Below are 24,926 nucleotides of genomic sequence, written 5' to 3' on the forward strand. Positions count from 1 at the left end.
GAGCATGACCGTGCAGACCGAACGGCCGCCCTCCGGCCCGGTGGACGTGGCCAAGAGGGATGAGAGCGGCCCCGCCGTGCCGCGGCCCCGAGCCGCGTCCCGCGCCGCCGCGCTCACCCCGTACCTCCTGCTGCTGCCGGCCTGCGCGGCCACCGTGCTGCTGCTCGGCTGGCCGCTGCTGAAGGACGTCCTGCTGTCGTTCCAGAACCTCAACATGGCGCAGCTGATCCAGCACGTCACCGAGTGGAACGGCGTCGACAACTACAAGGAGGTCCTCACCGGCGAGGACTTCTGGCGCGTCACCCTGCGCTCGATCCTGTTCACGGCGGTCAACGTCGTCCTGATCATGATCCTGGGCGCCCTGGTCGGCCTGCTGCTCGCCCGCCTCGGCAGGCGGATGCGGGTCGTGCTGCTGATCGGGCTCGTGCTGGCCTGGGCGATGCCCGTGGTCGCCGCGACCACCGTCTACCAGTGGCTGTTCGCCCAGCGCTTCGGTGTCGTCAACTGGGTCCTGGACAAGCTGGGCTGGCACTCCATGGCCGACTACAGCTGGACCAGCAGCCAGCTGTCGACCTTCTTCGTGGTCACCGTCCTGATCGTCTGGATGTCGATCCCGTTCGTCGCGATCAACCTCTACGCGGCCACGACCACCATCCCGGCCGAGCTGTACGAGGCGGCGTCGCTGGACGGCGCGGGCGGGTGGAAGAGCTTCACCACGGTCACGCTGCCGTTCCTGCGTCCCTTCCTCTACGCCACGACGTTCCTGGAGATCATCTGGGTCTTCAAGGCGTTCGTGCAGGTCTTCACCATCAACGGCGGCGGCCCCGACCGGCTCACCGAGATCCTGCCCGTCTACGCCTACATCGAGGGCGTCGGCAACCAGCACTACGGCATGGGCGCCGCGATCGCCGTCCTGACCATCCTGATCCTGCTCGGCCTGACCGCGTACTACCTCAGGATCGTGCTCAAGCAAGAGGAGGACGAGCTGTGAAGCGCTCGCTCTTCGGCCGCCTGTGGCCCAACGTCACGGCCGTCGTCCTGTTCATCGGCTTCGTCTTCCCCGTGTACTGGATGTTCGCCACGGCCTTCAAACCGACCGGCGACATCATCTCCGAGGACCCGGTGTGGTTCCCGACCGACATCACCTTCGAGCACTTCGAGAAGGCGACCGGCGTCGACCACTTCTGGACCTACGTCACCAACTCGCTGATCGTCACCCTGTGCGCGGTCGGTCTCGCCCTGGTCGTCGCGCTGGCCGGCTCCTTCGCCCTCGCGCGGATGCGGTTCAAGGGACGGCGCGGCTTCGTCATCGGCTTCATGATGGCCCAGATGGCGCCCTGGGAAGTCATGATCATCGCGATGTACATGATCGTGCGGGACGCCTCGATGCTGAACAGCCTCGTGCCGCTGACGGTCTTCTACATGATGATGATCCTGCCCTTCACCATCCTGACCCTGCGCGGCTTCGTCGCGGCGGTGCCCCGGGACCTGGAGGAGGCCGCGATGGTCGACGGCTGCACCCGCGCCCAGGCCTTCCGCAAGGTCATCCTGCCGCTGCTGGCGCCGGGCCTGATGTCCACGTCCCTGTTCGGGTTCATCACCGCATGGAATGAACTGCCGCTGGTCCTGGTGCTGAACAAGGAGGCCGAGGCGCAGACCCTGCCACTGTGGCTGTCCAGCTTCCAGACCGCCTTCGGCAACGACTGGGGCGCCACGATGGCGGCGTCGTCCCTCTTCGCCGTCCCGATCCTGCTCCTCTTCGTCTTCCTGCAGCGCAGGGCTGTCAGCGGCCTGACGGCCGGCGCCGTGAAGGGATAACGCCACCCGATGACGACATTCGCCAGCGGCACCTCTGCATCCAATTCGGAAAAAGATGGTCTGACGCGCGATGCCCTGACCGTCCTGCAGCCCGGCTTCACCGGCACCACCGCCCCCGACTGGCTGCTGCGCCGGCTCGGCGAGGGCCTGGCCTCCGTCGGCCTGTTCGGCCGCAACATCGCCTCGCCCGAGCAACTGGCCGCGCTGACCGCCCAGTTGCGCGCCGAGCGCGACGACGTGCTGGTCGCGATCGACGAGGAGGGAGGTGATGTGACGAGGCTGGAGGTGCGCACCGGCTCCGGCTTCCCCGGCAACCACGCCCTGGGCGCGGTGGACGACGTGGAGCTGACGCGGGACGTGGCCGCCGAGCTCGGGCGCCGCCTGGCCGCCTGCGGGGTGAATCTCAACTGGGCGCCGTCGGCCGACGTGAACTCCAACCCGTCCAACCCCGTGATCGGCGTACGCTCCTTCGGCGCCGACCCCGCCCTGGTCGCCCGCCACACCGCGGCCTACGTCACCGGCCTGCAGTCGGCGGGCGTGGCCGCCTGCACGAAGCACTTCCCGGGCCACGGCGACACGGCGGTCGACTCCCACCACGCCATGCCCCGCATCGACGCGGACGCCTCGACCCTGTCCGACCGCGAGCTCGCCCCGTTCCGTGCCGCGATCGCCGCCGGCACCCGGGCGGTGATGAGCGCGCACATCCTCGTCCCCGCCCTGGACCCCGACCACCCGGCGACCCTCTCCCGCCCGGTCCTGGCCGACCTCCTGCGCGGCGACCTCGGCTACACCGGCCTGATCGTCACCGACGGCATGGAGATGCAGGCCATCGCCGCCACCTACGGCATCGAACGCGGCAGCGTCCTCGCCATCGCGGCCGGCGCCGACGCCATCTGCGTGGGTGGCGGGCTGGCGGACGACGAGACGGTACGGCGCCTGCGAGACGCCCTGGTCACGGCGGTCCGCTCGGGTGAACTCCCCGAGGCGCGGCTGGCTGAGGCGGCGGAGCGGGTCCGCGAACTGGCCCGCTGGACGGCGGCGGCCCCGGCGGCCGAGAGCGAGACGCGGACGGACATCGGGCTCGTCGCCGCCCGCCGCGCCCTGAAGCTGACCTCCACGTCGCCCTTCCGCACCCTCACCGAACCGCCGTACGTCGCCGCCTTCACCCCGGTCGCGAACATCGCGGTCGGCGACGAGACCCCTTGGGGCGTGGCCGCGGAACTGACCCGTCTGCTCCCCGGCACGGAGACGGGCAGCTACACGGGGGACGGCGCGGGCCGAGCGGCCCTCGAATCGGCCGGTGGCCGGCGCGTGGTCGCCGTGGTCCGCGACGAACACCGCCACCCCTGGATGGCCGCGGCACTGGACGCCCTGCTGGAGTCGCGCCCCGACACGATCGTCGTCGAGATGGGCGTCCCCCAGGCGTCCCCGCGAGGTGCCCTGCACATCGCCACACACGGTGCGGCCCGCGTGTGCGGGCGGGCGGCGGCGGAGGTCATCGCGGGGGAGTGAGGACGCCGCTGTGCCACGCGGACGCGGCCCCGCTCGCCATGTTCGCTGGTTGCAGCCCTGCTCCCGAATGTAGTACTTCTTATACATGAGCGAGCAGGTGCACAACAGGTTGGCGATGGTGCGCGCCGAGCGCAAGGTGTCGCGCCAGAGCCTGGCCGAGGCAGTGGGAGCCCACTACCAGACCATCGGCTACATCGAGCGGGGGCAGTACAACCCGAGCCTCGACCTGGCGTTGAAGATCGCGAAGTTCTTCGATCTGCCGGTCGAGGCGCTGTTCTCCCTCGAACCGTTCCGCCCGCTCACGGACGAGGTCTACGGGAGGAAACAGTCATGACGACGACGCGGATGACGCGCTACGACCGGAGCATGCTGCGGTTGATGAACGATCGCCGGGGGTGGCCGCTGCACGCCACGGCCGCGCGCAGGCGGTCGGTTGTCGCCGCGCATGTCGTGCTCACCGTCGCCATCGTGGCGCTGGTCGGACACTTCTGCCTCTCACGGGCGGAACCGACCTGGGCGGCCGTCGTCGCTCTGGTGCTCACCCTGCCCTGGATGGTGGCGACGGGCGTGATCAACAGCGCCACCCGAGGCCTGCTGGAACTGCGTGAACGCGCCCTGGACGAGCGGCAGCTGGCCGAACGCAGCCGGGTGCTCGCCCGCGCCCACCGTCTGATGACGGCTCTGCTGGCCGGGGCCGTGGTGGGCCTGCTCGCGGTGGGCGCCGCCGGCGGGGACGCCCTTCGCGCCTACGCGGCCCCCACCCTCGCCGCAGTCCTCGTGGTCCACTGGCTGATGCCGCTGTGGGTGGCCGGCCTGACCGCCGAGGACGAGCCGGCCGACGACGAGGCGGCCAACCTCTGACGCGTGTTCATGCAGCAGGGCGCCCGGTGCGGGATCCACCGCCGCGGGCGCCCTCCCGCGCATGGTTCGCCGGCGTGCCCGGCCTGAGCCGAGGCGCCGGCTAGATCCCCTGCCACTCCGGCTTGTTGGCGTACGTGTGCCGGAAGTAGTCCGCCAGCTTCAGCTTCGACGCGGCCGCCTCGTCGACGACGACCGTGGCGTGCGGATGCAGTTGCAGCGCCGAGGCCGGGCAGACGGCCGCGACCGGCCCCTCGACGGTCGCGGCGACCGCGTCCGCCTTGCCCTCACCGGTGGCCAGCAACACCAGATGCCGCGCCTCCAGGATCGTGCCGATCCCCTGCGTGATCACGTGATGCGGCACCTGCTCGATGTCCCCGTCGAAGAACCGCGCGTTGTCGACCCGGGTCTGCTCCGTCAGCGTCTTGATCCGCGTGCGCGACGCGAGCGACGAGCACGGCTCGTTGAACCCGATGTGCCCGTCGGTCCCGATCCCGAGCAACTGCAGATCGACACCCCCGGCCTCGGCCAGCGCAGCGTCGTACGCCTCGCACGCCCCCTGCACGTCCGCGGCCGTACCGTCCGGCCCCATGAACGCGTCCATCCCGATCCCGAGCGGCTCCAGCACCTCGCGCCGCAGCACCGACCGGTACGACTCCGGATGCTCGGCGGGCAGCCCCACATACTCGTCGAGCTGAGCGATCCGCGCCCGAGAGGTGTCCACGGAACCGGCGCGCACCTTGGCCGCGAGCGCCGCGTAGATGGGCAGCGGCGTCGACCCGGTGGCCACACCGAGCAGGGCGTCGGGCTTGCGCCCGAGCAGCTGTGCCATGGCCTCGGCTATCAGCTCGCCACCCGCCTTGGCGTCCGGAACGATGACAACTTCCACGCTGGGCCTGCCGATCTGAAGAGGGACTCGAAGGGCACCCTGAATTGGGGCATGTGGTTTAGACCAATCTAACAGAGCAGGGCTCCCGGGCCCAGATGGACTCAAGCCGCATACACGGTTCCGGAGACCTTCGGACAGGCGTCATTCCCCGTGGGGGAGTGCAATGGAGACTGGCCATCCGCACCGACAGGCGCGATGCGCCCTGACACGCCGTTCGGCACGAGGAGCTGAGGCTGCCATGTGGACGCGAGGAGCTGAGCCTGACCTCTGTGGGGCTGAGCCCGCGAGGTAGCGCTGAGCTCGCGAGCAGACTGAGCTCGCTCTGTGGAGCTGAGCCCGCGAGCAGGACTGAGCTCGCTCTGTGGAGCTGAGCCCGCGAGCAGGACTGAGCTCGCCCTGTGGAGCTGAGCCCGCGATGACGAGCTGAGCCCGCGGTGACGAGCTGGGCCCGGGGTGACGAGCTGAGACCGGGTGGCGAGCTGAGCCGAGTCAGGCGCGGCGAGCGTGAGACTCGGATGCGGCGAGCGTGAGACCCGCTCGGGTACGACGAGCAAGGCGCCCGGCCGACGAGCAGCGCGCCCGGCCGCGGCGGCGCGCCAGGTCGTGGCAGCGCACCCCGGCCACGACGAGCAGCGAGAGACCGGAACGACAAACGCGAGAGACCGGAACGACAAGCGCGAGAGACCGGAACGACAAGCGCGAGAGCAGGAAGGGCCCCATGACCACCTCGATCCCGTACCCTCCCGACCCGCACGCCCCCCACAACGACGCACCCGGCCGGATCATGGCCCGCGAGATGGCCGAACAGCCCACCGTGCTGCGCCGGATCCTGTCCGACGGCGCCCTCCCCATCCGCAAGGTCGCTCAGGAGATCGCCGCCCGCGCACCCCGCTTCGTTCTGCTCACCGCCCGCGGCACCTCCGACAACGCCGCGCTCTACGCCAAGTACCTCCTGGAGATCCGCCTCGGTCTGCCCTGCGGCCTGACCTCGATGTCGACCACCACTGCCTACGGTGCCCGCCCCGACCTCACCGATGTCCTCGTCATCACCGTCAGCCAGTCCGGCGGCTCCCCGGACCTGGTGGCCTCGACCCGGGCCGCCCGCGACACCGGTGCGATCACGCTCGCGGTGACCAACAATCCCGACTCCCCGCTGGCCGCCGTCTCCGAGTACCACCTCGACATCATGGCCGGACCCGAACGCGCCCTTCCCGCGACCAAGACCTATACGGCCTCCCTTCTCGCGCTGTACCTCTTCGTCGAAGGCCTGCGCGGCGGCGACACCGCCCCCGCCCAGGTGCTCCCGGACCTCGCCGGGCAACTGCTCGCCCGGCAGGACGAAGTCCGCGCGCTCGCCGCCCGGTACCGCTTCGCCGAACGCATGGTGATCACCTCCCGCGGCTACGGCTACCCGACGGCCAAGGAAGCCGCCCTCAAACTGATGGAGACCAGCTACATCCCGGCGCTCGCCTACTCCGGCGCCGACCTGCTGCACGGTCCGCTGGCCATGGTGGACAACGTCTCCCCGGTCATCGCGGTCGTCACCGACGGCAAGGGCGGCGAGGCTCTCCAGCCCGTCCTCGACCGCCTCCGCGGCCGTGGCGCCGATCTGGTCGTGATCGGCCCCCGGCACCAGGTCGAACAGGCCTCGGCCGGCTTCGTCCTGCCCACCGGGAACGTGGCCGAGGAGGTCCAGCCGATCCTGGAGATCCTCCCGCTGCAGCTCCTCGCCTACGAGGTCACCATTGCCCGGGGGCAGGACCCGGACGCGCCCAGGGCGCTGGCGAAGGTGACGGAGACGCGCTGACCCCGGGCGCCTGGAGAGCGGGCGCCGAGTCTCACCCCGCACACCTTCCGAGGCCGCACCGATGCCCGCGTGACTGGAGGGGGTTGCGCCGAGCCGGAGCGCCCCAAGGGTCAAGCCCAAATGCCCAAGGGTCGAGCTCAGGTGGCCGAAGGGTCGATCTCAAGTGACCCAAGGGTCGAGCTCAGGTCGCCGAAGGGGCGAGCCCAAGTGCCTCACGGGCACGCGCACTACGTCAGCGAACCTCCCGTGGCGTCCACCCAGCTCCCCGTCACCCATCGCCCCGCGTCCGACGCCAGGAACGCCACCACGTCGGCGACGTCGGCCGTCTCGCCCACCCGGCCGAGCGCCGATATCGCGGCGGCCTGCGTCCACCCGTCCTCGGTGCCGTGCAGCAGCTCGGCGGTCTGGTCGGTGTCGATGATTCCCGGCGCCACCGAGTTCACCGTGATTCCGCGAGGCCCCAGCACCTTGGACAGGTCACGCGTGAAGACGTCGAGCGCTCCCTTGGTCATGGCGTACGCCATCTTGTCCGGCATCACCGCGGTGCGCGCCAGTCCGGAGGAGATGTTGATGATCCGCCCGCCGTCGCGGAGTCGGCCGAGGCCGCGCTTGACGATGAAATGGGGCGCCTTCACGTTCACCGCGAAGACCCTGTCGTATTCCTCCTCGTCGATGTGCTCAAGAGCGGACGAGGTGCCGATCCCCGCGTTGTTGACCAGGACGTCCACCCCGTCCGCGTGCCGGTCGAACTCCTCCCACAGCGCCTCCGCGTCCCCGGGCAGCCCCAGCTCGACGCCGATCGCGAACGCCGAGCCGCCCGCGGCCTCGATCGCGGCGACCGTCTCCTTCGCGGCCGCCTCGTTACTGCCGTAGTGCACGCCGACCCGTGCGCCGTCGCGGCCCAGCCGCTCGGCGATCCCTCGCCCGATCCCCCTGCTCGCCCCCGTGACCAGAGCCGTCCTGCCCGCAAGCGCACTCATCGCGGCGCCTCCTTCGCAATTCCCTAACGGTCGCTACAAAAATGACCGTAGATCACGCCGCGGACGTTTGTCTAGCGCCCGCTATAAAATGCACCCCATGGTGAGCGGCAAGGAGACCGAGGAGACAGAGGAGGCCGGACTGAGCGGGATGACCGGCGAGGGCGGGCCGACTGCGAAGGTCGCGTCGACTCCGCAGGCCGGGCCGGCTCAGGAGGCTGCGCCGACCCGCGAGGTCGGGGGGTCCGCAGTGGCGACGGAGGTGAGGGAGGCGCTGGAGGAGGCCGGGGACTCGGTGGGCAACTCGACGGCGAGGGAAGCCGTGGAGGCGCCGGCGAAGGCCCGTCCGCCGTCCAGGCGCCGCGGCCGCCCCCGCTCCTTCGATCGTGAGACCGCCCTGGAGAAGGCCCTTCTCGCCTTCTGGGAGCACGGCTACGAGGCGACCTCCGTCGCCGACCTCACGCGGGTCATGGACATCGGCGCCCCGAGCCTGTACGCCGCCTTCGGTGACAAGCAGTCCCTCTTCGATGAGGTCGTCCGCGTGTACGGCGTGCGGTACGGCTCGTTCGCCGATCGCGCCCTCGCCGAGGAGTCCACCGCCCGCGCGGCCGTGGCGCGGATGTTGCGCGAGGCCGCCTCGGAGTACACCGACCCGGCCCGCCCGCACGGCTGCCTCGTCGTCCACGCGGCGACGAACTGCTCGACGCCCGAAGTGGAGGAGTCCCTGCGGGTGCGGCGCAACGCCAACATCGCCGCCATTCGAAGCCGTATAGAAGCGGACATCGCCACAGGCGCCCTCCCGTCGCACGTAGATGCCGCCGCCCTCGCCCGGCACGCCGGCGCGATGATCCAGGGCATGTCACAACAGGCGCGCGACGGGGCGAGCCGGGAGGAACTGGAGGCGCTCGCGGAAATTGCCATGGCCAACTGGCCCCGCACATGAACCCACACGGGTTAGGCTGCGTGGTGGATACCAGGGCGTCCTACTAGTTCTCCGACCGGTCGGGCCCCGCGAAGAAGCGCCAACAGCAAACAGGCTCCAACGCATGGACACACGAGAGTGGTCTAGTCCACAATGCGAGGGAGTGCGTAGGACAAGAACGCACCGACTTCCGTCTTCCCCGCACAGGAAGGCGGACCGAGGAACCGGAGCTCTCTGCCCTGACTGCCCCGGCTCCTCATCCTTCGGCCGACCGGGACCGCACACCCCACGGCCGATATTGCTCCGGGCTGCGGTGCCGGGAGGGTTGAGGGTCCCTCTCAGGCGCCGCGGCCCGCGGGTGTTCCCGGGCCCGGATCGCCTCCGCGGATGGCTGGTTTCGAGCGATGTCCGTACCGGCAGGTACGCTCGGCCACGTGCCCTCCATGAACGAACTCGTACGCCAGCACACGGCCCTCGACGACTCCGACCTCGAGTGGCTCCATCTGCTGGTCTCGGAGTGGCAGCTGCTCTCCGACCTCTCCTTCGCCGACCTCGTCCTGTGGGTCCCCACCAGCGACGGCACCCGCTATGTCTCCGTGGCGCAGATGCGGCCCAACACCGGCCCGACCTCGTACCAGGACGACATGGTCGGCCACCTCGTCCCGCGCGGCCGCCGCCCGATGCTGGACGCCGCGCTCGACGAGGGCCGCATCGTGCGGGAGGGCGACCCCGAGTGGCGCGAGGAGGTACCGGTCCGCGTCGAGTCGATTCCGGTACGACGGGACGGCCGCGTCCTGGGTGTCATCGCCCGCAACACCAACCTGCTCACCGTCCGCACCCCGAGCCGGCTTGAGCTCACGTACCTCCAAAGCGCCTCGGACCTCGCGCAGATGATCGCGGCGGGCGCCTTCCCGTTCGCCAACCAGCAGGTCGACATGGACGCCTCGCCGCGTGTCGGTGACGGGCTGATCCGCCTGGACGCCGAGGGCATCGTCCAGTACGCCTCCCCGAACGCGCTGTCCGCCTACCACCGCCTCGGCCTCGCCGCCGACCTCCTCGGCCACAACCTGGGCAGAACCACCGCCGAACTCGCCCCGACGCACGGCCCGGTGGACGAGGCGCTCGCCAAGGTCGCCAGCGGCTGGGCGCCCCGCAATTTCGAGATCGAGTCCGAGGACGGCGTCATCCAGTTCCGGGCGATCCCGCTGAGCCCCAAGGGCACCCGGATCGGATCGCTGGTGCTGCTCCGGGACGTCACCGAACTGCGCCGCCGCGAACGCGAGTTGATCACCAAGGACGCGACCATCCGGGAGATTCACCACCGGGTGAAGAACAACCTCCAGACCGTGGCCGCCCTGCTCCGCCTCCAGGCCCGGCGCATCGAGTCCGACCGTGGCCGTGAGGCGCTGGAGGAGGCTGTCCGCCGAGTCGGTTCGATCGCGATCGTGCACGAGACGCTGTCCCAGAACCTCGACGAGCGCGTGGAGTTCGACGAGATCGCCGACCGGGTGCTGGCCATGGTCGCCGAGATCTCACCCGGCAAGGTCACCGGCCGGCGCACCGGCCGCTTCGGCATCCTGGACGCCGAGGTCGCCACCCCGCTGTCGATGGTCCTGACCGAGATCCTCCAGAACGCCCTGGAGCACGGCTTCCGCGAGGGCGAGACCGGCACGGTCGAGGTCACCGCGGTCCGTGGCGGTACGACGAAGCAGGCCCGCCTCCTGGTCACGGTCCAGGACGACGGTGTGGGCCTTCCCGAGGGCTTCGACCCGCACACCGCGGGCAACCTCGGCCTGCAGATCGTACGGACCCTGGTAGAGGGCGAGTTGGGCGGCACGTTCGACATGGTCCCGGCGCCCGAGCGGGGGACCCGGGTGATCCTCGACATTCCGGTGCGGGCCCACAAGTAGGCCTTGGCCGATGGGCGTCGAGGCGGACATCCAGGAGTGGGCGCGTGAGGCCCGCCCCGGCGATCCGCGACATGGTCGGGCGGGCTGGGCGGCGACGTGGAGTCCTTCGAGCGCGACGCCCTCACCGCCGTACCGGTGCTGGACGACATCGTGTCCCGGATTCCCTGGCGGGAGTTCGAGGCGGACGACCGGGCATGGCTGCACGCCCAACTCGCGGCGTTCATCGCGGAAGTGCTCATCCAGCGCTGCGGGGGAGTGGGGCGGGCGGTGCCCGCTTCCGCCGCCCCCGACGGATGGATGCCCGTCATGCAGGTCGCGCCCTCGAAGTGCTGGACAGCCGCCGGCCCTGAACAGCCGCCGGCCCTGAAGAGCCTGCAGGCCCTGAACAGCCGGCCCGCCCCCTGGACAGCAAAGAGCCCCAGCCCGTTCAGGGGGCTGGGGCTCAACATGCTCGTTGCCAGCATTCGCTGCGCATCGGGGGTACTGCGCGCTGCGGCTCGGGGGCGGGAGATGCGTACTCGCTGTACGCGCCGCCAAGCTCAGGCTGTTTGCGGGGCGGGTGTTGTCAGGCGGAGGCCTGACGGGCCCGGTTGCGGGCGGCGCGGCGCTTCATGGCGCGGCGCTCGTCCTCGCTGAGACCACCCCAGACGCCGGAGTCCTGACCGGACTCGAGCGCCCACTGCAGGCACTGCTCGATAACCGGGCAGCGACGGCAGACGGCCTTGGCTTCCTCGATCTGCAGCAGCGCAGGACCGGTGTTGCCGATGGGGAAGAAGAGCTCGGGGTCTTCCTCGCGGCAAACGGCGTTGTGACGCCAGTCCATGGCTGCTACCTCTCCTTGGTTCTCCTGTACGTAGTCACGTGCAGGGGTGCTTGTGAATGTGAACGCTTTCACGAATCCCTCAACAAGTGAAGGGCCGACCGCCAGTTCCCCGGCGTGGGTCCTGTGATGTGAAGAGGGGTTCCGGTGATCAGTGGAGGCCGGTCTTGCGGGCCGTCCCGATCGCCACGTAGAGACTCGCAAACCTCAGCGACGGATACAACCCCTTCCGGAAAGTTTTTTTTGATTCCTCGGTGTCGACTAGGTCACAGCCGTACTTCCATGGGGTGGATCCTGGCCTAAACGTTCGAGTGAAAGGACTTTGGCCTATTCCGCTCACACAATCACACGCAGTGCACGGCGTACGCCTGTGAACGTCACGCTCGTGCGCAGCCCGAGGTGGTCGCCGTCCATCTGAAGGGGCAACGGGACCTTCGAATGCAAGGTGAACTGGTCAAGGTCGTGCAGGGAGACAGCGTGCTTGCCATGGGGGCCGCGCTCGGGGGACGAAGTGAGCAACTGGGTGCCATATCGGGCAACCGCGGCGGTCGTCATACGGCTGAGACCGAGTACGTCGAGGCCCTTATCGAACGAGGCCTTAGGTGACGCGTACATCGGGTGATTGCCCAAGAAGGTCCAGGGGGACGTGTTCGAGACTATGGAGAGGACCAGATCGGTCACCGGCTCCGCGTCCGGGCGCTCCAGGGTGATCGTCCCGTGGCGGCGGTGCGCCTCGCCGAAGAACTGGCGCAGGGCCTGGCGGACGTAAAGAGCGTGTGTGGATTTTCTGCCGCGCTCGCGCTGCTGCTCGACGCGTCCGACCACGCCGGCGTCGAAGCCGAGGCCCGCGTTGAAGGTGAACCAGCGTCCGGGTACGGCCTCGTCGTCCGTGCCCGGGGTGCCGGTGGTGAGCCCCAGGCCGACCGTGCGCTCGCTGCCCTCGCGCAGGGCGTCGAGCAGGGCGCCGGTCGCCTCCACGGCGTCGTTGGGCAGACCGAGGGCACGCGTGAAGACGTTGGTGGAGCCGCCGGGGACCACGGCGAGGCCGGGGAGGTGGTCCGGGTCGGGGCCGTTGTGCAGCAGTCCGTTGACGACCTCGTTGACCGTGCCGTCGCCGCCGAGGGCGACCACCAGGTCGACGTCGTCGCTCTCGGCCGCCTGCCGGCCGAGGTCGCGGGCGTGACCGCGGTACTCGGTGGTGACCGCCTCGAGTTTCATCTCGCTGGCCAGCGCATGGATCAGGACATCGCGCGTACGTGCGCTTGTGGTGGTTGCTGCCGGATTGACCACGAGAAGTGCACGCATGACTGGCAGCGTACCTACTGGGGGGTACCGGGCACAGGTCGAGGTTGGGATCCAGTAAGAGATCGGGCGTGAGCCTCGACACGGGGTGACTGCGTCGCTGGACCGGGGTTCTCGGGCCGCCGGTTTTCCTGGCGCCCGGCGTTGGGGTTGCCGTCGCCTGGGGGCTGCCGCCCCCAGGCCCCCGCTTCGGCCCTTGAAGGGCCTCGCCCTCAATCGCCGGACCGGCTGAAAACAGCGGGCCCGGCGTTGGACGGTGAAGCCCTTCCGAGGGCGATATCCCGGAGGGCTACCCTTCTGGGGTGACCAAGGAGCAGAACCCCGCCACCCCCGAGACCGCCGGTCCGCGTCCGCGGCGGCTGACGTATGCGGCGGTGCTCACCGCGCTCGAAGGGCTCGGGCTTGCCGTCGGCGGGCTGTGGGTGCTGGTGCTGGGGATCGCCGGTGATCCGGATGACCGGCAGCAGGCCGTCACGCTCGGGGTCACGCTCGTCGCGCTCGCCCTGTTGCCCTTGCTCGCGGCTCGGGGGCTCTTCGCTCAGCGCAGCTGGAGCCGGGGGCCGTCCGTCATCACGCAGATCATGGCGCTGCCGGTGGCCTACAGCCTGCTGCAGGCCGACAGCATCGCCATCCCGGCGGGGATCGCGATCGCGGTGGTCGCGGTGACCACGCTCGTGCTGCTGATCAACCCGGCGACGACCGAGGCCCTCGGGATCCGGGGGCCCGGCCGCGCACAGGATCAGGCACAGAAGCAGAAGTAGTGACCGGTTCCGGAGAAGCCGTCACAGCTCGGGCCTGGGACTCAATCCCCAGACCCGACCGTCACTCCTCCACCAGCAGCTTCTCCCGCAGCTGGGCCAGCGTGCGGGCCAGCAGCCGGGAGACGTGCATCTGGGAGATGCCGACCTCCTGCGCGATCTGCGACTGGGTCATGTTGCCGAAGAATCGCAGCAACAGGATCCGCTTCTCGCGCGGCGGAAGGTCCTCGAGCAGCGGCTTCAGGGACTCGCGGTACTCGACGCCCTCCAGCGCCTCGTCCTCCGCGCCGAGGGTGTCGGCGACCGCCGGCGACTCGTCGTCCGTGTCGGGGACGTCCAGGGACAGCGTGGAGTACGCGTTGGCGGACTCCAGGCCCTCCAGGACCTCCTCCTCCGAGATCGACAGCTTCTCGGCGAGTTCGTGGACGGTGGGGGAGCGGCCGTGCTGCTGGGACAGCTCGGCCGTGGCCGTCGTCAGGGCGAGGCGCAGCTCCTGCAGGCGCCGCGGTACCCGGACCGCCCAGCCCTTGTCGCGGAAGTGCCGCTTGATCTCGCCGACGACCGTCGGGGTCGCGTAGGTCGAGAACTCGACGCCGCGGTCCGGGTCGAACCTGTCGACCGACTTGATCAGGCCGATGGTGGCGACCTGGGTGAGGTCGTCGAGCGGCTCGCCGCGGTTGCGGAAGCGGCGTGCGAGGTGCTCGACGAGCGGCAGGTGCATACGGACCAGCTGGTTGCGCAGCTCCGCGTACTCCGGGCTGCCGTCCTGCAGCTTGCGCAGCTCGACGAACATGGCGCGCGCCCCGCTGCGGTCCTGAGGGTCGTGCTGCGTGGCCTGCGCGCTGTGCGCGCCCATCGCCTCGTCCTCGGCGTATCGCTCGTGCTCGCTCATCGTCCTGCCCGTCGCCCTCTCCCGAGCCCTCGCCTCCGCCCCCACTCTCGGCTTCGCTCGAGCAGGGGGACCCCCATGGACAGGGGAGACCCCGATACGCCCGCCCAGAGGCGCGCCCTGCACCGCAGCTTCGTCATCCCGTCCCTCGGCCAGGGGGCCGGCCTCCGCGGAGTCGTCCTCCGGGTGCGGCCGAGCCTGCTCGGGGATGCCGTCGATGCCGTCCGCCATGCGTCGGGAGCCGCTCGGACCGCTCGGGCCCGCCCCCAGGCTCCCGGCTCCGTCCGAGCAGGGGGGAGTGCTCTCCGGCAGCTCCCGTGTGCCGCGCTCTTCGTCCCGCACCGGCCCGTCCCCGTTCCTCACGCCGGCCCGGGTCCCGCGCCGCGCTGTTTGTAGAGGCTGATCGAAACGGTTTTGTCCTCGTCCACGGCGGAGGAGACCTTGCCCGCGAGGGCGGACAGGACGGTCCAGGCGAAGGTGTCCCTGGAGGGAGCGTGGCCGTCCGTGGTCGGGGCCGAGACGGTGACTTCGAGCGAGTCGTCGACCAGCCGGAAGACACAGCTGAGCACCGAGCCGGGCACGGCCTGCTGGAGCAGGATCGCGCAGGCCTCGTCGACCGCGATGCGCAGGTCCTCGATCTCGTCGAGGGTGAAGTCCAAACGGGCGGCGAGGCCGGCAGTCGCCGTACGCAGCACCGACAGGTAGGCACCCGCAGCCGGCAGCCGGACTTCCACGAAGTCCTGGGTCGCGGGCTCGCCTGCGATCTGGGACACCCTCACCTCCAAGGTGGTACAAGCTTCTCGGGGCCGAGGGTCGCCCCCCGGGGTAACGCGATGTGTGGTTCAGCGGTGACGCTATCGCGCTCCGAAGTTTCCTGTCCCCAGGACCCCAACCCCTTGCTGTCACTCATAGTAAACACACGGATACGCTCCGTGGCTAGGGGTCTGCGGGCCCAATTGGGAAGAGCGCGCGCCGGTTTGACGTACCCAGGCGTCAGACGGTCGAACCGTCCGGATCCCCGGTCGTCCAGCGTACGTCCCCGTCACACGAGTACGTGGTCCACGAAGCACCAGCGCCAGGCCTCGCCGGGCTCGAACGTCCGCATGACCGGATGCCCGGACTCCTTGTGGTGTTCCGTGGCGTGCCGTCCCGGCGAGGAGTCGCAGCAGCCGACGTGACCGCAGGTGAGGCACAGCCGCAGCTGCACCGGGTGCGCCCCCTCCGCCAGACACTCGGGACACGTCTCGCTGAGCGGGCCGGGTTCCGGGTGCGGCAGCGCGTCGGCGTGCGTGCACTGTTTCATGATTGCCAGGTTACGACGGCCACGCGTGCGAGGGCGCGGAAAAATCGAGGGCGGACCGCGGCGGCGATGTACGACGGCGGGCGACGACCATGAACGGGTCGCCGGTGGGGCGGCGCGGACCAGGGCGAGCGGTGATGGGTGGGCGAGGCGTATGGATGTGATGCCGCTGCTGTTGCTGGTGGCGGGGAGCGCGGTCGTGGCCGCTGCGGCACGGCGGACGCCCGTGCCGGCGCCGCTGCTGCTGGTCGCCGCCGGACTGGCCGTCTCCTACCTGCCGGGCGTGCCGGAGTACACCCTCGACCCGCACATCGTGCTTCCCCTGGTGCTGCCCCCGCTGCTGCACACCGCGGCGACGGACAGCTCTTACCTCGATCTACGGGCTCAGCTGCGGCCCGTGATGCTGCTGTCGGTCGGCTACGTCCTCTTCGCGACCTTCGCGGTCGGCTGGATCGCCTATCTCGTCGTCCCGGGACTGCCGCTGACCGCGGCGCTGGTGCTGGGCGCGGTCGTCGCGCCACCGGACGCCGTCGCGGCGACGGCGGTGGCACGCCGCGTGGGCCTGCCGTCCCGGGTCACCACGATCCTGCAGGGCGAGTCCCTGGTGAACGACGCCACCGCGATCACCGCCTACCGGGTCGCACTCGCGGCCGCCGTCGGTGAGGGCGCCACCTGGGCCGGCGGTATCGGCGAGTTCCTGCTCGCGGCGGTCGGCGGCGTCGGTGTGGGGCTGGTGCTGATGGTGCCGATCCACTGGCTGCGCACGCACCTCAAGGAAGCGCTGCTGCAGAACACGCTCTCCCTGCTGATCCCGTTCGTCGCCTACGCCGCCGCCGAGCAGGTGCACGCCTCCGGCGTGCTGGCCGTCGTGGTCGTCGCGCTGTTCCTCGGACACCGCGCGTGGGAGGTCGACTTCGCCACCCGGCTCCAGGAGGAGGCGGTGTGGCGGATGGTCGCGTTCGTGCTGGAGTCGTCGGTGTTCGCGCTGATCGGACTGCAACTGCCGGTGGTCCTCAAGGGCCTGGGCGAGTACGAGGGCAGCCGCGCCGCCGGGTACGCGTTCGTGGTGTTCGCCGTGGTCGTGGTCTCGCGGTTCGTGTGGGTGTACCCGGCGACCTTCCTGCCGCACAAACTGTCGGCACGGATCCGCGAGCGCGAGGGTGATCTGACCTGGAAGGGTCCGTTCATCATCTCCTGGGCCGGCATGCGGGGCGTGGTGTCGCTGGCCATCGCGTTCTCGATCCCGCTCACGGTGCACGGCGGCGAGCCGTTCCCCGAGCGCAACCTCATCCTCTTCCTGACCTTCACGACGGTCATCGGCACCCTGGTCGTCCAGGGTGTGACGCTGCCGCCGCTGATCCGCATGCTCAAACTCCCCACCCGCGACCCGCAGGCCGAGACCCTCGCCGAGGCGAACGCCCAGGCACAGGCCTCCCGCGCGGCCGAACGACGCCTCGAGGAGCTCCTCTCCGACGAACGCAACGCCCTGCCCGATCCCCTCGCCGCCCGCCTGCGAGCGGTCCTGGAACGCCGCCGCAACTCCGTCTGGGAACGCCTGGGCCAGGCCAATCCCATCACCGGCGAGTCCGTCGACGACACCTACCGCCGCCTGTCCCGCGAGGTGATCGGCGCCGAGCGCGCGGTGTTCGTGAAGCTGCGGGACGGTCGCTATATCGACGACGAGATGCTGCGAACCCTGCTGCGCAGACTCGACCTGGAGGAGGCGGCTGCCTATCGGGAGGCCCAGTGAGCCCTGGTCATCCCTCCATCGGGGCTCCGGTGACGACCGCCGCGATCACCGTCCCGCGCGGGAAGGCACCCTCCTCGGCGAGGGCGACAAGGCCGTACAACAACTTGGCGACATAGAGACGCTCGACGGCCACCCCGTGCCGCTCCTCGAAGTCCGCGGCGAAGGAGTCCAGTGCGGGGGTCGTACGGGCGTACCCCCCGAAGTGGAACCGCTCGTCCAGCCACCACTCACCCCGAGGTCCCCCGAACGCCGAGGCCTGCAAGCCCCGCACGTCATCGCCCAGGAAGCCGCCCTTGAGGACGGGCACGCCCAAGGCCCGCTGACCGGGACCGAGCCCGGCGGCGAGCCCCGCCAGCGTCCCGCCCGTACCGCAGGCGACCGCGACCACATCGGCCCGTCCGCGCAACTCCTCACCGAGCGCCCGGCACCCCCGTACGGCAAGGGCGTTGCTGCCGCCTTCGGGCACGACATGAGCGTCCTCGGCGCCGATGCCGCGCAGAATGCCCCACAGGACATCCGGCTCGGACTTGCGCCGATACGTCGACCTGTCGACGAACCGCAGGCGCATACCGTCGGCCGCGCACCGCGCCAGCGACGGATTGAGCTCCCGGTCGGCGAGTTCCTCGCCACGTACCACACCGACCGTGGACAGCCCGATAAGACGTCCCGCGGCGGCGGTGGCGCGCAGGTGATTGGAGTAGGCCCCGCCGAAGGTGACCACGGTGCGCCCGGCGGCCGCCGACAGATTCGGCGCGAGCTTGCGCCACTTGTTGCCGATGAGCTCAGGGTGAATGAGGTCATCACGCTTGAGGAACAGCCGCACCCCACGACGCCCGAACCGCTCGTCGACCACCTCCTGCAAGGGCGAGGGGAGCCGCGGCCGGAGCGCGGCGAGATCGGGCACGGGTTCGGGGCTGGTCACACGCCCATTGTCGCCCGACGCCGCCACAGCGGACGGCGTGTACCCCCCCCCGGCCCGGCCCGAACCCACAACACAATCGGTGGCGCTGCGCGCACGCCCACCGGACAGCAACAGGCCGCCGCGGGCACCCCCGGCCCAAGCACCGGAGGCTACTTCAGCCGCTCCCGAATCCGCTCACGCATCCACGCCATGGTGAACCCCCGCGGATCCACCTTCCCCGGCTGCCACTCCAGGTGTCCGATCACCGACCGCTCCGTCCACCCGTGATGCCGGCAGATCGCCGCCGAGACCCGTTCGATCGCCTCCAACTGCGGCTGTGGCCAAGGATCCTTGCCGTCCCCCAGGTTCTCGCACTCGAAGCCGTAGAAGTGCCGATTGCCGTCGGTGTTCGCCTCGTTGTCCGGCGGCAGCGCCTTCTCCGCGATGACCGCGCGCAGGACGTCGTCGTCACCGAGCCCGGCATGGTTGGCCCGGCCGTAGCCGACCAGATGGACGCGGCCGTCCTTGGTGATCACGCCGTGGCACAGCGGCCCCGGCAGTCCCTCGTAACCCTTGCGGCAGAGCTCCACCGTGTGCTCGCTGCCCTTGGTCACCGTGTGGTGGATCATCACGCCGTGGACCGGGCCCCAAGGGCCCACGTGGTTGCGGTTGTGGTGCTCCCAGTCGCCGACCTCGACGACCGTGGCGCCCTCGGCCCGTAGTCTCTCCAGGAATCTGCTCGCGGACATGGGTGAGGCCATGACCGCCTCCTTCACACCGTGCGTCGGCCGCCTTACGCGGCCGCCCCGTACCCGTGCTTTACCGAAAAGGACCGGACGGGACTCCTCGAATCGCACGGTGTGCGAGCTGTTTCGGCCAGGCGGTCAGCCCGAAGCACCACCAGGCGCACAGCCAGGAGCAACGGCACAACGACTGGACAGGCGGCCCCAGTTTGCCCAGTCCGCCGATGATCCATTCCCGCTCTTTCGGGTAATAGCACAGACACACCCCGTGATGGAAGGCTCTGCCGGGCAGATCGCGATGCGCGGTGCCAGATCGGCATCGGGGCATGACCGGGAGGGCAATTCCTTATGTCGGTAGGCGAAGAGGTCCGCACGGAGCAGGGCAAGCCGCAGCAGAGTCTCGGTACTGCGGCTGCGCGGAACCTGGCCACCACGACCAAGTCCGCACCCCAGATGCAGGAGATCAGCTCCCGCTGGCTGCTCCGCATGCTGCCTTGGGTGAACGTGCAGGGCGGCACGTACCGAGTGAACCGGCGTCTGACCTACGCCGTCGGGGACGGACGCATCACGTTCGTGAAGACCGGCGACCGCGTCGAGGTCATCCCCGCCGAACTGCGCGAACTGCCGGCCCTGCGGTCGTACGAGGACGAGGACGTGCTGTTGGAGCTCGCCCAGCGCTGCCAGCAGCGGGAGTTCCCGGCAGGGAACCTGATCGCCTCGTTCGGCAGCCGGACCGACGAGGTGTATCTGCTGGCCCACGGCAGGGTGGAGAAGCTCGGCAGCGGGCCGTACGGAGAGGACGAGTCACTGGGCGTCCTCGCCGACGGGGCCTACCTCGGCGAGCAGGCACTGCTCGACTCCGACACGATCTGGGAGTACACGATCCGCGCGGTCACCGCGTGCACGGTGCTCGTCCTGCGCCGCCAGGACGTCGAGCAGGTCGCGGAGCGGTCGGATTCCCTGCGCGAGCACTTCGAACAGCTGCGGGCGGCCCCCGAGCAGCGCACCAACAAGTACGGCGAGAAGGAGATCGACCTCGCCGCCGGCCACAGCGGCGAGCCCGACATCCCGCACACCTTCGTCGACTACGAGGCCAGGCCCCGTGAGTACGAACTGAGCGTCGCCCAGACCGTTCTGCGCATCCACACGCGCGTGGCCGACCTCTACAACCAGCCGATGAACCAGACCGAGCAGCAGCTCCGGCTGACCGTGGAGGCCCTGAAGGAGCGCCAGGAGCACGAGCTCGTCAACAACCGCGAGTTCGGGCTGCTCCACAACTGCGAGTACGACCAGCGGCTCCAGCCGCACGACGGCGTGCCGAGCCCTGACGACATGGACGAGCTGCTCTGCCGGCGCCGCGGCACCAAGCTGTTCCTCGCCCACCCGCGCGCGATCTCCGCGTTCGGGCGTGAGCTCAACAAGCGCGGCCTCGTTCCCGAGACGATCGAGATCGCCGGCAACCGCATCCCGACCTGGCGCGGAGTGCCGATCTACCCGTGCAACAAGATCCCGGTCAGCGACGCCCGGACGACGTCGATCATCGCCATGCGTACCGGCGAGGCCGAGCAGGGCGTCATCGGGCTGCAGCAGTCGGGCATCCCGGACGAGATCGAGCCGAGCCTGTCGTGCCGGTTCATGGGCATCAACGAACAGGCCATCATCAAGTACCTGGTGACGGCCTACTACTCGGCCGCGGTGCTGGTACCGGACGCCCTCGGTGTGCTGGAGAACGTCGAGATCGGTCGCTGGAGGTGACGTTTCCGCACCTCGGGGCCGTGTCTGCGCGCGGCAGGGCGGGTAGACCCCCGTCGTATGCGCCCAGCCGCAGCGCAGGCGCCACCGTCCGCGGACTCTCCGAGGGGGACCCCATGGCCGAGTCGACAACGCGAACGACGCGGCACACCACCGTGACCGGTCCGCTCGACGGGCCCGAGGCGGCGGTGATCCTGGAGCGGGCCCGCGCGTCGGTCGGCCCCGAACTGCGCGCCGCGATCGAGTCGTTGCCGGGCTCGATGCGCCGGATCGCGCGCTACCACTTCGGCTGGGAACACGCGGACGGCACCCCGGCGGCGGGCAACGCGGGCAAGGCGATCCGTCCCGCCCTCGTCCTCACGGCGGCCGCCGCGCTCGGCGGACCGGGGGCGCGGGCGGCGGCCGTACCGGCGGCCGTGGCGGTGGAACTGGTGCACAACTTCACGCTGTTGCACGACGACGTGATGGACCGGGACACCACCCGCCGGCACCGGCCCACCGCATGGACGGTGTTCGGTGACGCCGACGCGATCCTCGCCGGGGACGCCCTCCAGGCGCTGGCCCTGCGGCTGCTCGCCGAGGACACGCACCCGGCGTCCGCGGCCGCCGCCGCCCGGCTCGCGGACTGCGTCGTCGAGCTCTGCGCCGGCCAGCACGCGGACACGGCGATGGAGAAGCGGGGCCCCGGCGACGTCGGCCTCGACGAGGTGCTCGCCATGGCCGAGGCCAAGACGGGCGCCCTGCTGGGGTGCGCCTGTGCCCTGGGCGCGCTGTACGCGGGGGCGGCGGACGAGGACGTGGCGGCGCTGGACGCGTTCGGCCGTGAGGCCGGGCTCGCCTTCCAGCTCATCGACGACGTGATCGGCATATGGGGCGACCCGAGCCACACCGGCAAGCCGGCCGGTGCGGATCTCGCCGCCCGTAAGAAGTCCCTGCCGGTCGTCGCCGCGCTGACCTCCGGTGGCCCGGCGGCTGCGGAACTGGCCGCGTTGTACGAGATGCCGTACGACACGGCCGACGAGGACGGCGTCGCGCGGACCGCGCTCGCCGTCGAGCGGGCGGGCGGACGCGACTGGGCGCAGGCCCAGGCCGCCGACCGGATGGCCCGCGCCATGCAGGAACTGGCCCGGGCCGTTCCCGACCCGGAGGAAGCGGGCGGACTCCTGTCCCTCGCGGAGTTCGTGACCCGACGCAGCAACTGAGGGCCGCGGCGGCAGCCGACGGCACTCCTCAAGACCCCGGAGCCACGGGGCCGTACGGTTCCTGACCCCGTACGGCGGTCGAGGGGCTCCGGGCCGGCGGGTCCCGCACATCCCCACGGTGTGCGGGGCCCGTTCCCACGCAACGAGGCCCGTGCATCGGCCGGAACGAGTACCGGAATCCGCCACGGTGTTTCGGGCCCGTCCTCGTGTATCGAGGCCCGTGCACCGGCCGGAACGAGTACCGGAATCCGCCATGGCGTTGCGGGTCGGTCCCCGCGTACGGCCGCCCGCGCACCGTGCGGAACGGGGTACCGGACATCCGCCCGGTGTTACGGGTCGGCCCCCGCGTACCGCCGCCCCCGCACCGGCCGGATCTCGACAAACTCCTGCCACGAAGGACACAAACTCCTGCCACGAAGGACGCGGCCACCCCAATCCCCCTACGATCAAGGCCGGTTGACAGAAGGGAGCGGGTGGACATGGGCGTGGCGATCCGGACGGCGGGCGCGGGGGACCGGGAGCTGGTGGGGCGGCTGCTGGACGCGGCCTTCCATCACGATCCGGTCAGCGGCTGGGTGTTCCCGGATGAGGAGCGCCGCCGTACCAGGCACCCCAGGCTCATGGCCGCGTTCACCGACATCGTGCTCGACGACGGACGTATCGACGTCACCGAGGACGGCACGGCCTGCGCGCTGTGGTTGTCCGTACCGGCGCAGGACCACGGACTCGATCCCGAGCACGCCGACGACGAAGGCCCCGCCCGGCTGCGCGCCGAGGTCGACCCGGACAACGAGCGCGTGGAGCAGATCGCCCGGCTCACCGCCGAGATCCACCCCGCCGGCGCCGCGCACGAGTACCTGTGGATGATCGCCGTCGCCCCCGAGCACCAGGGCCGGGGTCTCGGCACCGCACTCCTCACCTCGGCCCTCGACCGCTGCGATCAGGAGGGGCTGCCCGCCTACCTGGAAGCGAGCAACGCCCGCAGCCGGAAGCTGTACGAGCGACTGGGCTTCGACCTCAAGGGCCGCCCCCTCGACCTCCCCGACGGCCCCCGGATGTGGCCGATGTGGCGCGAGCCCCGCGGTTGAGCCGGAGCCGGGCATTGTGAGCCAGTAGACACGATTCTCATCACAAGCACCGTTCGCCCCACACGCAACGCTGACGCACGTGCACCCTGAACGGCCCCTCCGGCCACGCCGCCTACCCTTCCGGCACGACCGTGGCGACGATCCGTTCGACCAGTCCGTCCGGCACGTCGACCCCCGGCAGGACGCCGTCCAGCACCTCCGGCAGGGTCAGGTGCTCAACGAGCAACCCCAGCATCGCGAGGTAGAGCACGGTGACGACCTCGTCGCCGCCGGGCAGCCCGGCGTTGCGGTGGAACTCGATGCCCTCCTCCAGGTCGCCGCGTACCGACTTGGTGAAGGAGGAGCGCAGTTCGGGGCGGCGGCCCGCCTCCAGGCGCATCTCCAGCAGGGCCAGATAGCCGGTGCGGTCGCGGGTCGCGCGGCCCATCAGGTCGTGCATGAAAGCGGTGACCAGGGAGCGGTCCTTCGGCCGGGTCAGCAGCCCCGCGATCACCTCGGGGTCGGGCGCGAGCCGGACGTGCAGCCGGGCGTCGATCTGGCGGAACAGGTCGTCGCGCCCGGTGAAGTAGTTGGAAGCCGTGCCGACCGGCACCGCCGCCTCGGTGTCCACCGCGCGGAACGTCAGTCCGCGCGCCCCCTCGCGGGCGAGTACCTCGATGCCCGCGTCGACGAGGGCTGCCCGACGCTCCGGATTGCCCGCCATTCGGAATCCCTTCTATCACTTCAAGCCGCTCCGGGAAATGCCTTGCAACCACTACAAGCGAAGTACTACAACTGAAGCACTACAACCAGAGTGGTTGTGTGCCCACCCTACGAAAAGAGACCGGCTTGCGAAAGCTCACCTACTTCATCGCCTGCTCCCTCGACGGCTTCATCGGCGGCCCGGACGGCGACGGCTCGGCGATGATCCGCTTCGTCGACGAGGAGTTCCTGGCGTTCCTCAAGGAGGAGCACCCGGAGACCCTGCCGACCCACGGCCGCCGCGCCCTCGGTTGCGACGATCTGGAGAACAGGCGGTTCGACACGATCATCCAGGGCCGGGCCAGCTACGACCTGGCCTTGAAGGAGGGCATCACCAGCCCCTACGCCCATCTGCGCCAGTACGTCGCCTCGCGCACGCTGACCGAGTCGCCCGATCCGGACGTCGAGATCGTCTCGGACGACCTGGTCGGCAAGGTCCGCGAACTGAAGGCGGAGGAGGGCGAGCTGGGCATCTACCTGTGCGGCGGCTCCCAGCTCGCCGGCGCGCTGCTCGACGAGATCGACGAGCTCGTCATCAAGAGCTACCCCATCGTCTACGGCACCGGCATGCCGATGTTCGGCTCGGACTTCGCCCTCACGGAGTTCACCCTCGACGAGGTCCGCGCCTTCGGCAACGGCGCGGTGGTTCGTACGTACAGCAGGAAGCGCTGAGCCCCCTCCCGCCCTACTCTGAGGACATGGGCAGCGAAGAGCACGTCTGTCCCGTCTGCGGACAGCCCGTCGATACGGTCGTCAAGCGCCACAAGACGCTGGGCGCCTGGGTCCCCACCTGGGTGGCCGGCCCCTGCCGGAACCCCGAGTGCGAGGCGTACGCCGAGGAAGGCGCCGAGCGCGCGGAGAAGCACGAGCAGCCCGACACGCCCACCACGGCCACCAAACCGGCCACAGCCACCAAGCCCGCCGCGAAAAAATCCTGAGCCCCGTGTCGAGAATCCCGGATCGGTTCCGACGTCCCCTGTGAAAGCC

At 70.3% G+C, this 24,926-nt stretch carries 25 protein-coding genes; 15 read left to right on the forward strand and 10 right to left on the reverse strand.

What is annotated here, in order from left to right; genetic code table 11:
* The first annotated feature begins 4 nt into the window (after positions 1–4).
* The 5 genes from ACIBAG_RS24790 to ACIBAG_RS24810 all read left to right on the forward strand — a co-directional run bounded on the left by ACIBAG_RS24790 (position 5) and on the right by ACIBAG_RS24810 (position 4,191).
* The gene (locus ACIBAG_RS24790; RefSeq protein ID WP_399107670.1) at positions 5–991 is read left to right on the forward strand and encodes a carbohydrate ABC transporter permease; all 987 of its coding nucleotides are present in this window, start codon (positions 5–7) and stop codon (positions 989–991) included.
* On the forward strand, positions 988–1,818 hold the full coding sequence (locus ACIBAG_RS24795; RefSeq protein WP_399107671.1) for a carbohydrate ABC transporter permease: 831 nt from the start codon (positions 988–990) through the stop codon (positions 1,816–1,818). Before ACIBAG_RS24790 ends, ACIBAG_RS24795 begins: the two co-directional genes overlap by 4 nt.
* A 9-nt stretch (positions 1,819–1,827) precedes the next feature.
* Complete coding sequence (locus tag ACIBAG_RS24800; protein ID WP_399107672.1) at positions 1,828–3,330, forward strand: glycoside hydrolase family 3 protein; 1,503 nt, start codon at positions 1,828–1,830, stop codon at positions 3,328–3,330.
* Between the two features lie 85 nt (positions 3,331–3,415).
* Positions 3,416–3,664, forward strand: a complete 249-nt coding sequence (locus ACIBAG_RS24805; protein WP_031479464.1) for a helix-turn-helix transcriptional regulator — start codon at positions 3,416–3,418, stop codon at positions 3,662–3,664.
* Positions 3,661–4,191, forward strand: coding sequence for a hypothetical protein (locus tag ACIBAG_RS24810; RefSeq protein ID WP_399107673.1), 531 nt, complete (start codon positions 3,661–3,663; stop codon positions 4,189–4,191). The genes ACIBAG_RS24805 and ACIBAG_RS24810 overlap by 4 nt, the downstream gene beginning before the upstream one ends.
* A gap of 100 nt (positions 4,192–4,291) precedes the next feature.
* Here the strand turns inward: ACIBAG_RS24810 and nagB are convergent, their stop codons facing one another.
* Entirely contained in the window at positions 4,292–5,077 is a 786-nt protein-coding gene (gene nagB / locus ACIBAG_RS24815) for a glucosamine-6-phosphate deaminase (protein ID WP_399107674.1), read from the reverse strand.
* Positions 5,078–5,795: 718 nt separating this feature from the next.
* On the opposite strand from nagB, the gene ACIBAG_RS24820 reads away from it, so the two are divergent.
* Positions 5,796–6,884, forward strand: coding sequence for an SIS domain-containing protein (locus ACIBAG_RS24820; protein WP_399107675.1), 1,089 nt, complete (start codon positions 5,796–5,798; stop codon positions 6,882–6,884).
* Between the two features lie 227 nt (positions 6,885–7,111).
* Here ACIBAG_RS24820 and ACIBAG_RS24825 read toward each other — a convergent pair whose 3' ends face one another.
* A complete protein-coding gene (locus tag ACIBAG_RS24825) occupies positions 7,112–7,864 on the reverse strand; it encodes an SDR family oxidoreductase (protein WP_399107676.1) in 753 nt (250 codons plus the stop codon).
* Positions 7,865–8,183: 319 nt separating this feature from the next.
* Between ACIBAG_RS24825 and ACIBAG_RS24830 the strand changes: the two genes are divergently transcribed.
* Both ACIBAG_RS24830 and ACIBAG_RS24835 read left to right on the forward strand, forming a co-directional pair.
* On the forward strand, positions 8,184–8,804 hold the full coding sequence (locus ACIBAG_RS24830) for a TetR/AcrR family transcriptional regulator (RefSeq protein WP_399107741.1): 621 nt from the start codon (positions 8,184–8,186) through the stop codon (positions 8,802–8,804).
* A 422-nt stretch (positions 8,805–9,226) separates the two neighbouring features.
* The gene (locus ACIBAG_RS24835; RefSeq protein WP_399107742.1) at positions 9,227–10,693 is read left to right on the forward strand and encodes a sensor histidine kinase; all 1,467 of its coding nucleotides are present in this window, start codon (positions 9,227–9,229) and stop codon (positions 10,691–10,693) included.
* Between the two features lie 565 nt (positions 10,694–11,258).
* Here the strand turns inward: ACIBAG_RS24835 and ACIBAG_RS24840 are convergent.
* Positions 11,259–11,516, reverse strand: a complete 258-nt coding sequence (locus ACIBAG_RS24840) for a WhiB family transcriptional regulator (RefSeq protein ID WP_003992873.1) — start codon at positions 11,514–11,516, stop codon at positions 11,259–11,261.
* A gap of 333 nt (positions 11,517–11,849) precedes the next feature.
* A complete protein-coding gene (locus ACIBAG_RS24845) occupies positions 11,850–12,818 on the reverse strand; it encodes a diacylglycerol/lipid kinase family protein (protein ID WP_399107677.1) in 969 nt (322 codons plus the stop codon).
* A gap of 299 nt (positions 12,819–13,117) precedes the next feature.
* Between ACIBAG_RS24845 and ACIBAG_RS24850 the strand changes: the two genes are divergently transcribed.
* The gene (locus ACIBAG_RS24850) at positions 13,118–13,576 is read left to right on the forward strand and encodes a hypothetical protein (RefSeq protein WP_399107678.1); all 459 of its coding nucleotides are present in this window, start codon (positions 13,118–13,120) and stop codon (positions 13,574–13,576) included.
* Between the two features lie 61 nt (positions 13,577–13,637).
* Here the strand turns inward: ACIBAG_RS24850 and ACIBAG_RS24855 are convergent, their stop codons facing one another.
* From ACIBAG_RS24855 to ACIBAG_RS24865, 3 genes are all read right to left on the reverse strand, one after another.
* Positions 13,638–14,804 (reverse strand): RNA polymerase sigma factor SigF, encoded by a 1,167-nt coding sequence (locus ACIBAG_RS24855; RefSeq protein ID WP_399107679.1) that lies wholly within the window; start codon positions 14,802–14,804, stop codon positions 13,638–13,640.
* 17 nt (positions 14,805–14,821) lie between these two features.
* A complete protein-coding gene (locus ACIBAG_RS24860) occupies positions 14,822–15,235 on the reverse strand; it encodes an anti-sigma regulatory factor (RefSeq protein WP_004925829.1) in 414 nt (137 codons plus the stop codon).
* 269 nt (positions 15,236–15,504) lie between these two features.
* The gene (locus ACIBAG_RS24865; RefSeq protein ID WP_399107680.1) at positions 15,505–15,765 is read right to left on the reverse strand and encodes a UBP-type zinc finger domain-containing protein; all 261 of its coding nucleotides are present in this window, start codon (positions 15,763–15,765) and stop codon (positions 15,505–15,507) included.
* 151 nt (positions 15,766–15,916) lie between these two features.
* On the opposite strand from ACIBAG_RS24865, the gene ACIBAG_RS24870 reads away from it, so the two are divergent.
* Positions 15,917–17,512: a Na+/H+ antiporter gene (locus tag ACIBAG_RS24870; RefSeq protein ID WP_399107681.1), complete on the forward strand. Its 1,596-nt coding sequence runs from the start codon at positions 15,917–15,919 to the stop codon at positions 17,510–17,512.
* Positions 17,513–17,519: 7 nt separating this feature from the next.
* Here the strand turns inward: ACIBAG_RS24870 and ACIBAG_RS24875 are convergent, their stop codons facing one another.
* The gene (locus ACIBAG_RS24875) at positions 17,520–18,434 is read right to left on the reverse strand and encodes a 1-aminocyclopropane-1-carboxylate deaminase/D-cysteine desulfhydrase (RefSeq protein WP_399107682.1); all 915 of its coding nucleotides are present in this window, start codon (positions 18,432–18,434) and stop codon (positions 17,520–17,522) included.
* Positions 18,435–18,583: 149 nt separating this feature from the next.
* Positions 18,584–19,174, reverse strand: a complete 591-nt coding sequence (locus ACIBAG_RS24880; RefSeq protein WP_399107683.1) for an N-acetylmuramoyl-L-alanine amidase — start codon at positions 19,172–19,174, stop codon at positions 18,584–18,586.
* 330 nt (positions 19,175–19,504) lie between these two features.
* On the opposite strand from ACIBAG_RS24880, the gene ACIBAG_RS24885 reads away from it, so the two are divergent.
* The 3 genes from ACIBAG_RS24885 (at position 19,505) to ACIBAG_RS24895 (ending at position 23,198) form a co-directional block, all read left to right on the forward strand.
* A complete protein-coding gene (locus ACIBAG_RS24885; RefSeq protein ID WP_399107684.1) occupies positions 19,505–20,911 on the forward strand; it encodes a family 2B encapsulin nanocompartment shell protein in 1,407 nt (468 codons plus the stop codon).
* Between the two features lie 113 nt (positions 20,912–21,024).
* A complete protein-coding gene (locus ACIBAG_RS24890) occupies positions 21,025–22,110 on the forward strand; it encodes a family 2 encapsulin nanocompartment cargo protein polyprenyl transferase (RefSeq protein WP_399107685.1) in 1,086 nt (361 codons plus the stop codon).
* 479 nt (positions 22,111–22,589) lie between these two features.
* On the forward strand, positions 22,590–23,198 hold the full coding sequence (locus ACIBAG_RS24895) for a GNAT family N-acetyltransferase (RefSeq protein ID WP_399107686.1): 609 nt from the start codon (positions 22,590–22,592) through the stop codon (positions 23,196–23,198).
* Between the two features lie 112 nt (positions 23,199–23,310).
* Here the strand turns inward: ACIBAG_RS24895 and ACIBAG_RS24900 are convergent, their stop codons facing one another.
* Positions 23,311–23,901, reverse strand: coding sequence for a TetR/AcrR family transcriptional regulator (locus ACIBAG_RS24900; RefSeq protein WP_399107687.1), 591 nt, complete (start codon positions 23,899–23,901; stop codon positions 23,311–23,313).
* Positions 23,902–24,026: 125 nt separating this feature from the next.
* Here ACIBAG_RS24900 and ACIBAG_RS24905 point away from each other — a divergent pair, with 125 nt between their 5' ends.
* Together ACIBAG_RS24905 and ACIBAG_RS24910 are read left to right on the forward strand one after the other, a co-directional pair.
* Entirely contained in the window at positions 24,027–24,611 is a 585-nt protein-coding gene (locus ACIBAG_RS24905; RefSeq protein ID WP_399107688.1) for a dihydrofolate reductase family protein, read from the forward strand.
* Positions 24,612–24,637: 26 nt separating this feature from the next.
* On the forward strand, positions 24,638–24,877 hold the full coding sequence (locus ACIBAG_RS24910; RefSeq protein ID WP_399107689.1) for a hypothetical protein: 240 nt from the start codon (positions 24,638–24,640) through the stop codon (positions 24,875–24,877).
* Positions 24,878–24,926: the final 49 nt, after the last annotated feature.

Source organism: Streptomyces sp. NPDC051243, from assembly GCF_044455405.1.
Classification (GTDB): domain Bacteria; phylum Actinomycetota; class Actinomycetes; order Streptomycetales; family Streptomycetaceae; genus Streptomyces.

Bases quoted from the DNA above. Each gene is read 5' to 3' on its own strand.
- ACIBAG_RS24790 (WP_399107670.1), top strand. From the start codon at position 5: ATGACCGTGCAGACCGAACGGCCGCCCTCCGGCCCGGTGGACGTGGCC.
- ACIBAG_RS24800 (WP_399107672.1), top strand. From the start codon at position 1,828: ATGACGACATTCGCCAGCGGCACCTCTGCATCCAATTCGGAAAAAGAT.
- ACIBAG_RS24805 (WP_031479464.1), top strand. From the start codon at position 3,416: ATGAGCGAGCAGGTGCACAACAGGTTGGCGATGGTGCGCGCCGAGCGC.
- ACIBAG_RS24810 (WP_399107673.1), top strand. From the start codon at position 3,661: ATGACGACGACGCGGATGACGCGCTACGACCGGAGCATGCTGCGGTTG.
- ACIBAG_RS24820 (WP_399107675.1), top strand. From the start codon at position 5,796: ATGACCACCTCGATCCCGTACCCTCCCGACCCGCACGCCCCCCACAAC.
- ACIBAG_RS24825 (WP_399107676.1), bottom strand. From the start codon at position 7,864: ATGAGTGCGCTTGCGGGCAGGACGGCTCTGGTCACGGGGGCGAGCAGG.
- ACIBAG_RS24835 (WP_399107742.1), top strand. From the start codon at position 9,227: ATGAACGAACTCGTACGCCAGCACACGGCCCTCGACGACTCCGACCTC.
- ACIBAG_RS24840 (WP_003992873.1), bottom strand. From the start codon at position 11,516: ATGGACTGGCGTCACAACGCCGTTTGCCGCGAGGAAGACCCCGAGCTC.
- ACIBAG_RS24845 (WP_399107677.1), bottom strand. From the start codon at position 12,818: ATGCGTGCACTTCTCGTGGTCAATCCGGCAGCAACCACCACAAGCGCA.
- ACIBAG_RS24865 (WP_399107680.1), bottom strand. From the start codon at position 15,765: ATGAAACAGTGCACGCACGCCGACGCGCTGCCGCACCCGGAACCCGGC.
- ACIBAG_RS24870 (WP_399107681.1), top strand. From the start codon at position 15,917: ATGGATGTGATGCCGCTGCTGTTGCTGGTGGCGGGGAGCGCGGTCGTG.
- ACIBAG_RS24880 (WP_399107683.1), bottom strand. From the start codon at position 19,174: ATGGCCTCACCCATGTCCGCGAGCAGATTCCTGGAGAGACTACGGGCC.
- ACIBAG_RS24885 (WP_399107684.1), top strand. From the start codon at position 19,505: ATGTCGGTAGGCGAAGAGGTCCGCACGGAGCAGGGCAAGCCGCAGCAG.
- ACIBAG_RS24890 (WP_399107685.1), top strand. From the start codon at position 21,025: ATGGCCGAGTCGACAACGCGAACGACGCGGCACACCACCGTGACCGGT.
- ACIBAG_RS24895 (WP_399107686.1), top strand. From the start codon at position 22,590: ATGGGCGTGGCGATCCGGACGGCGGGCGCGGGGGACCGGGAGCTGGTG.
- ACIBAG_RS24900 (WP_399107687.1), bottom strand. From the start codon at position 23,901: ATGGCGGGCAATCCGGAGCGTCGGGCAGCCCTCGTCGACGCGGGCATC.
- ACIBAG_RS24910 (WP_399107689.1), top strand. From the start codon at position 24,638: ATGGGCAGCGAAGAGCACGTCTGTCCCGTCTGCGGACAGCCCGTCGAT.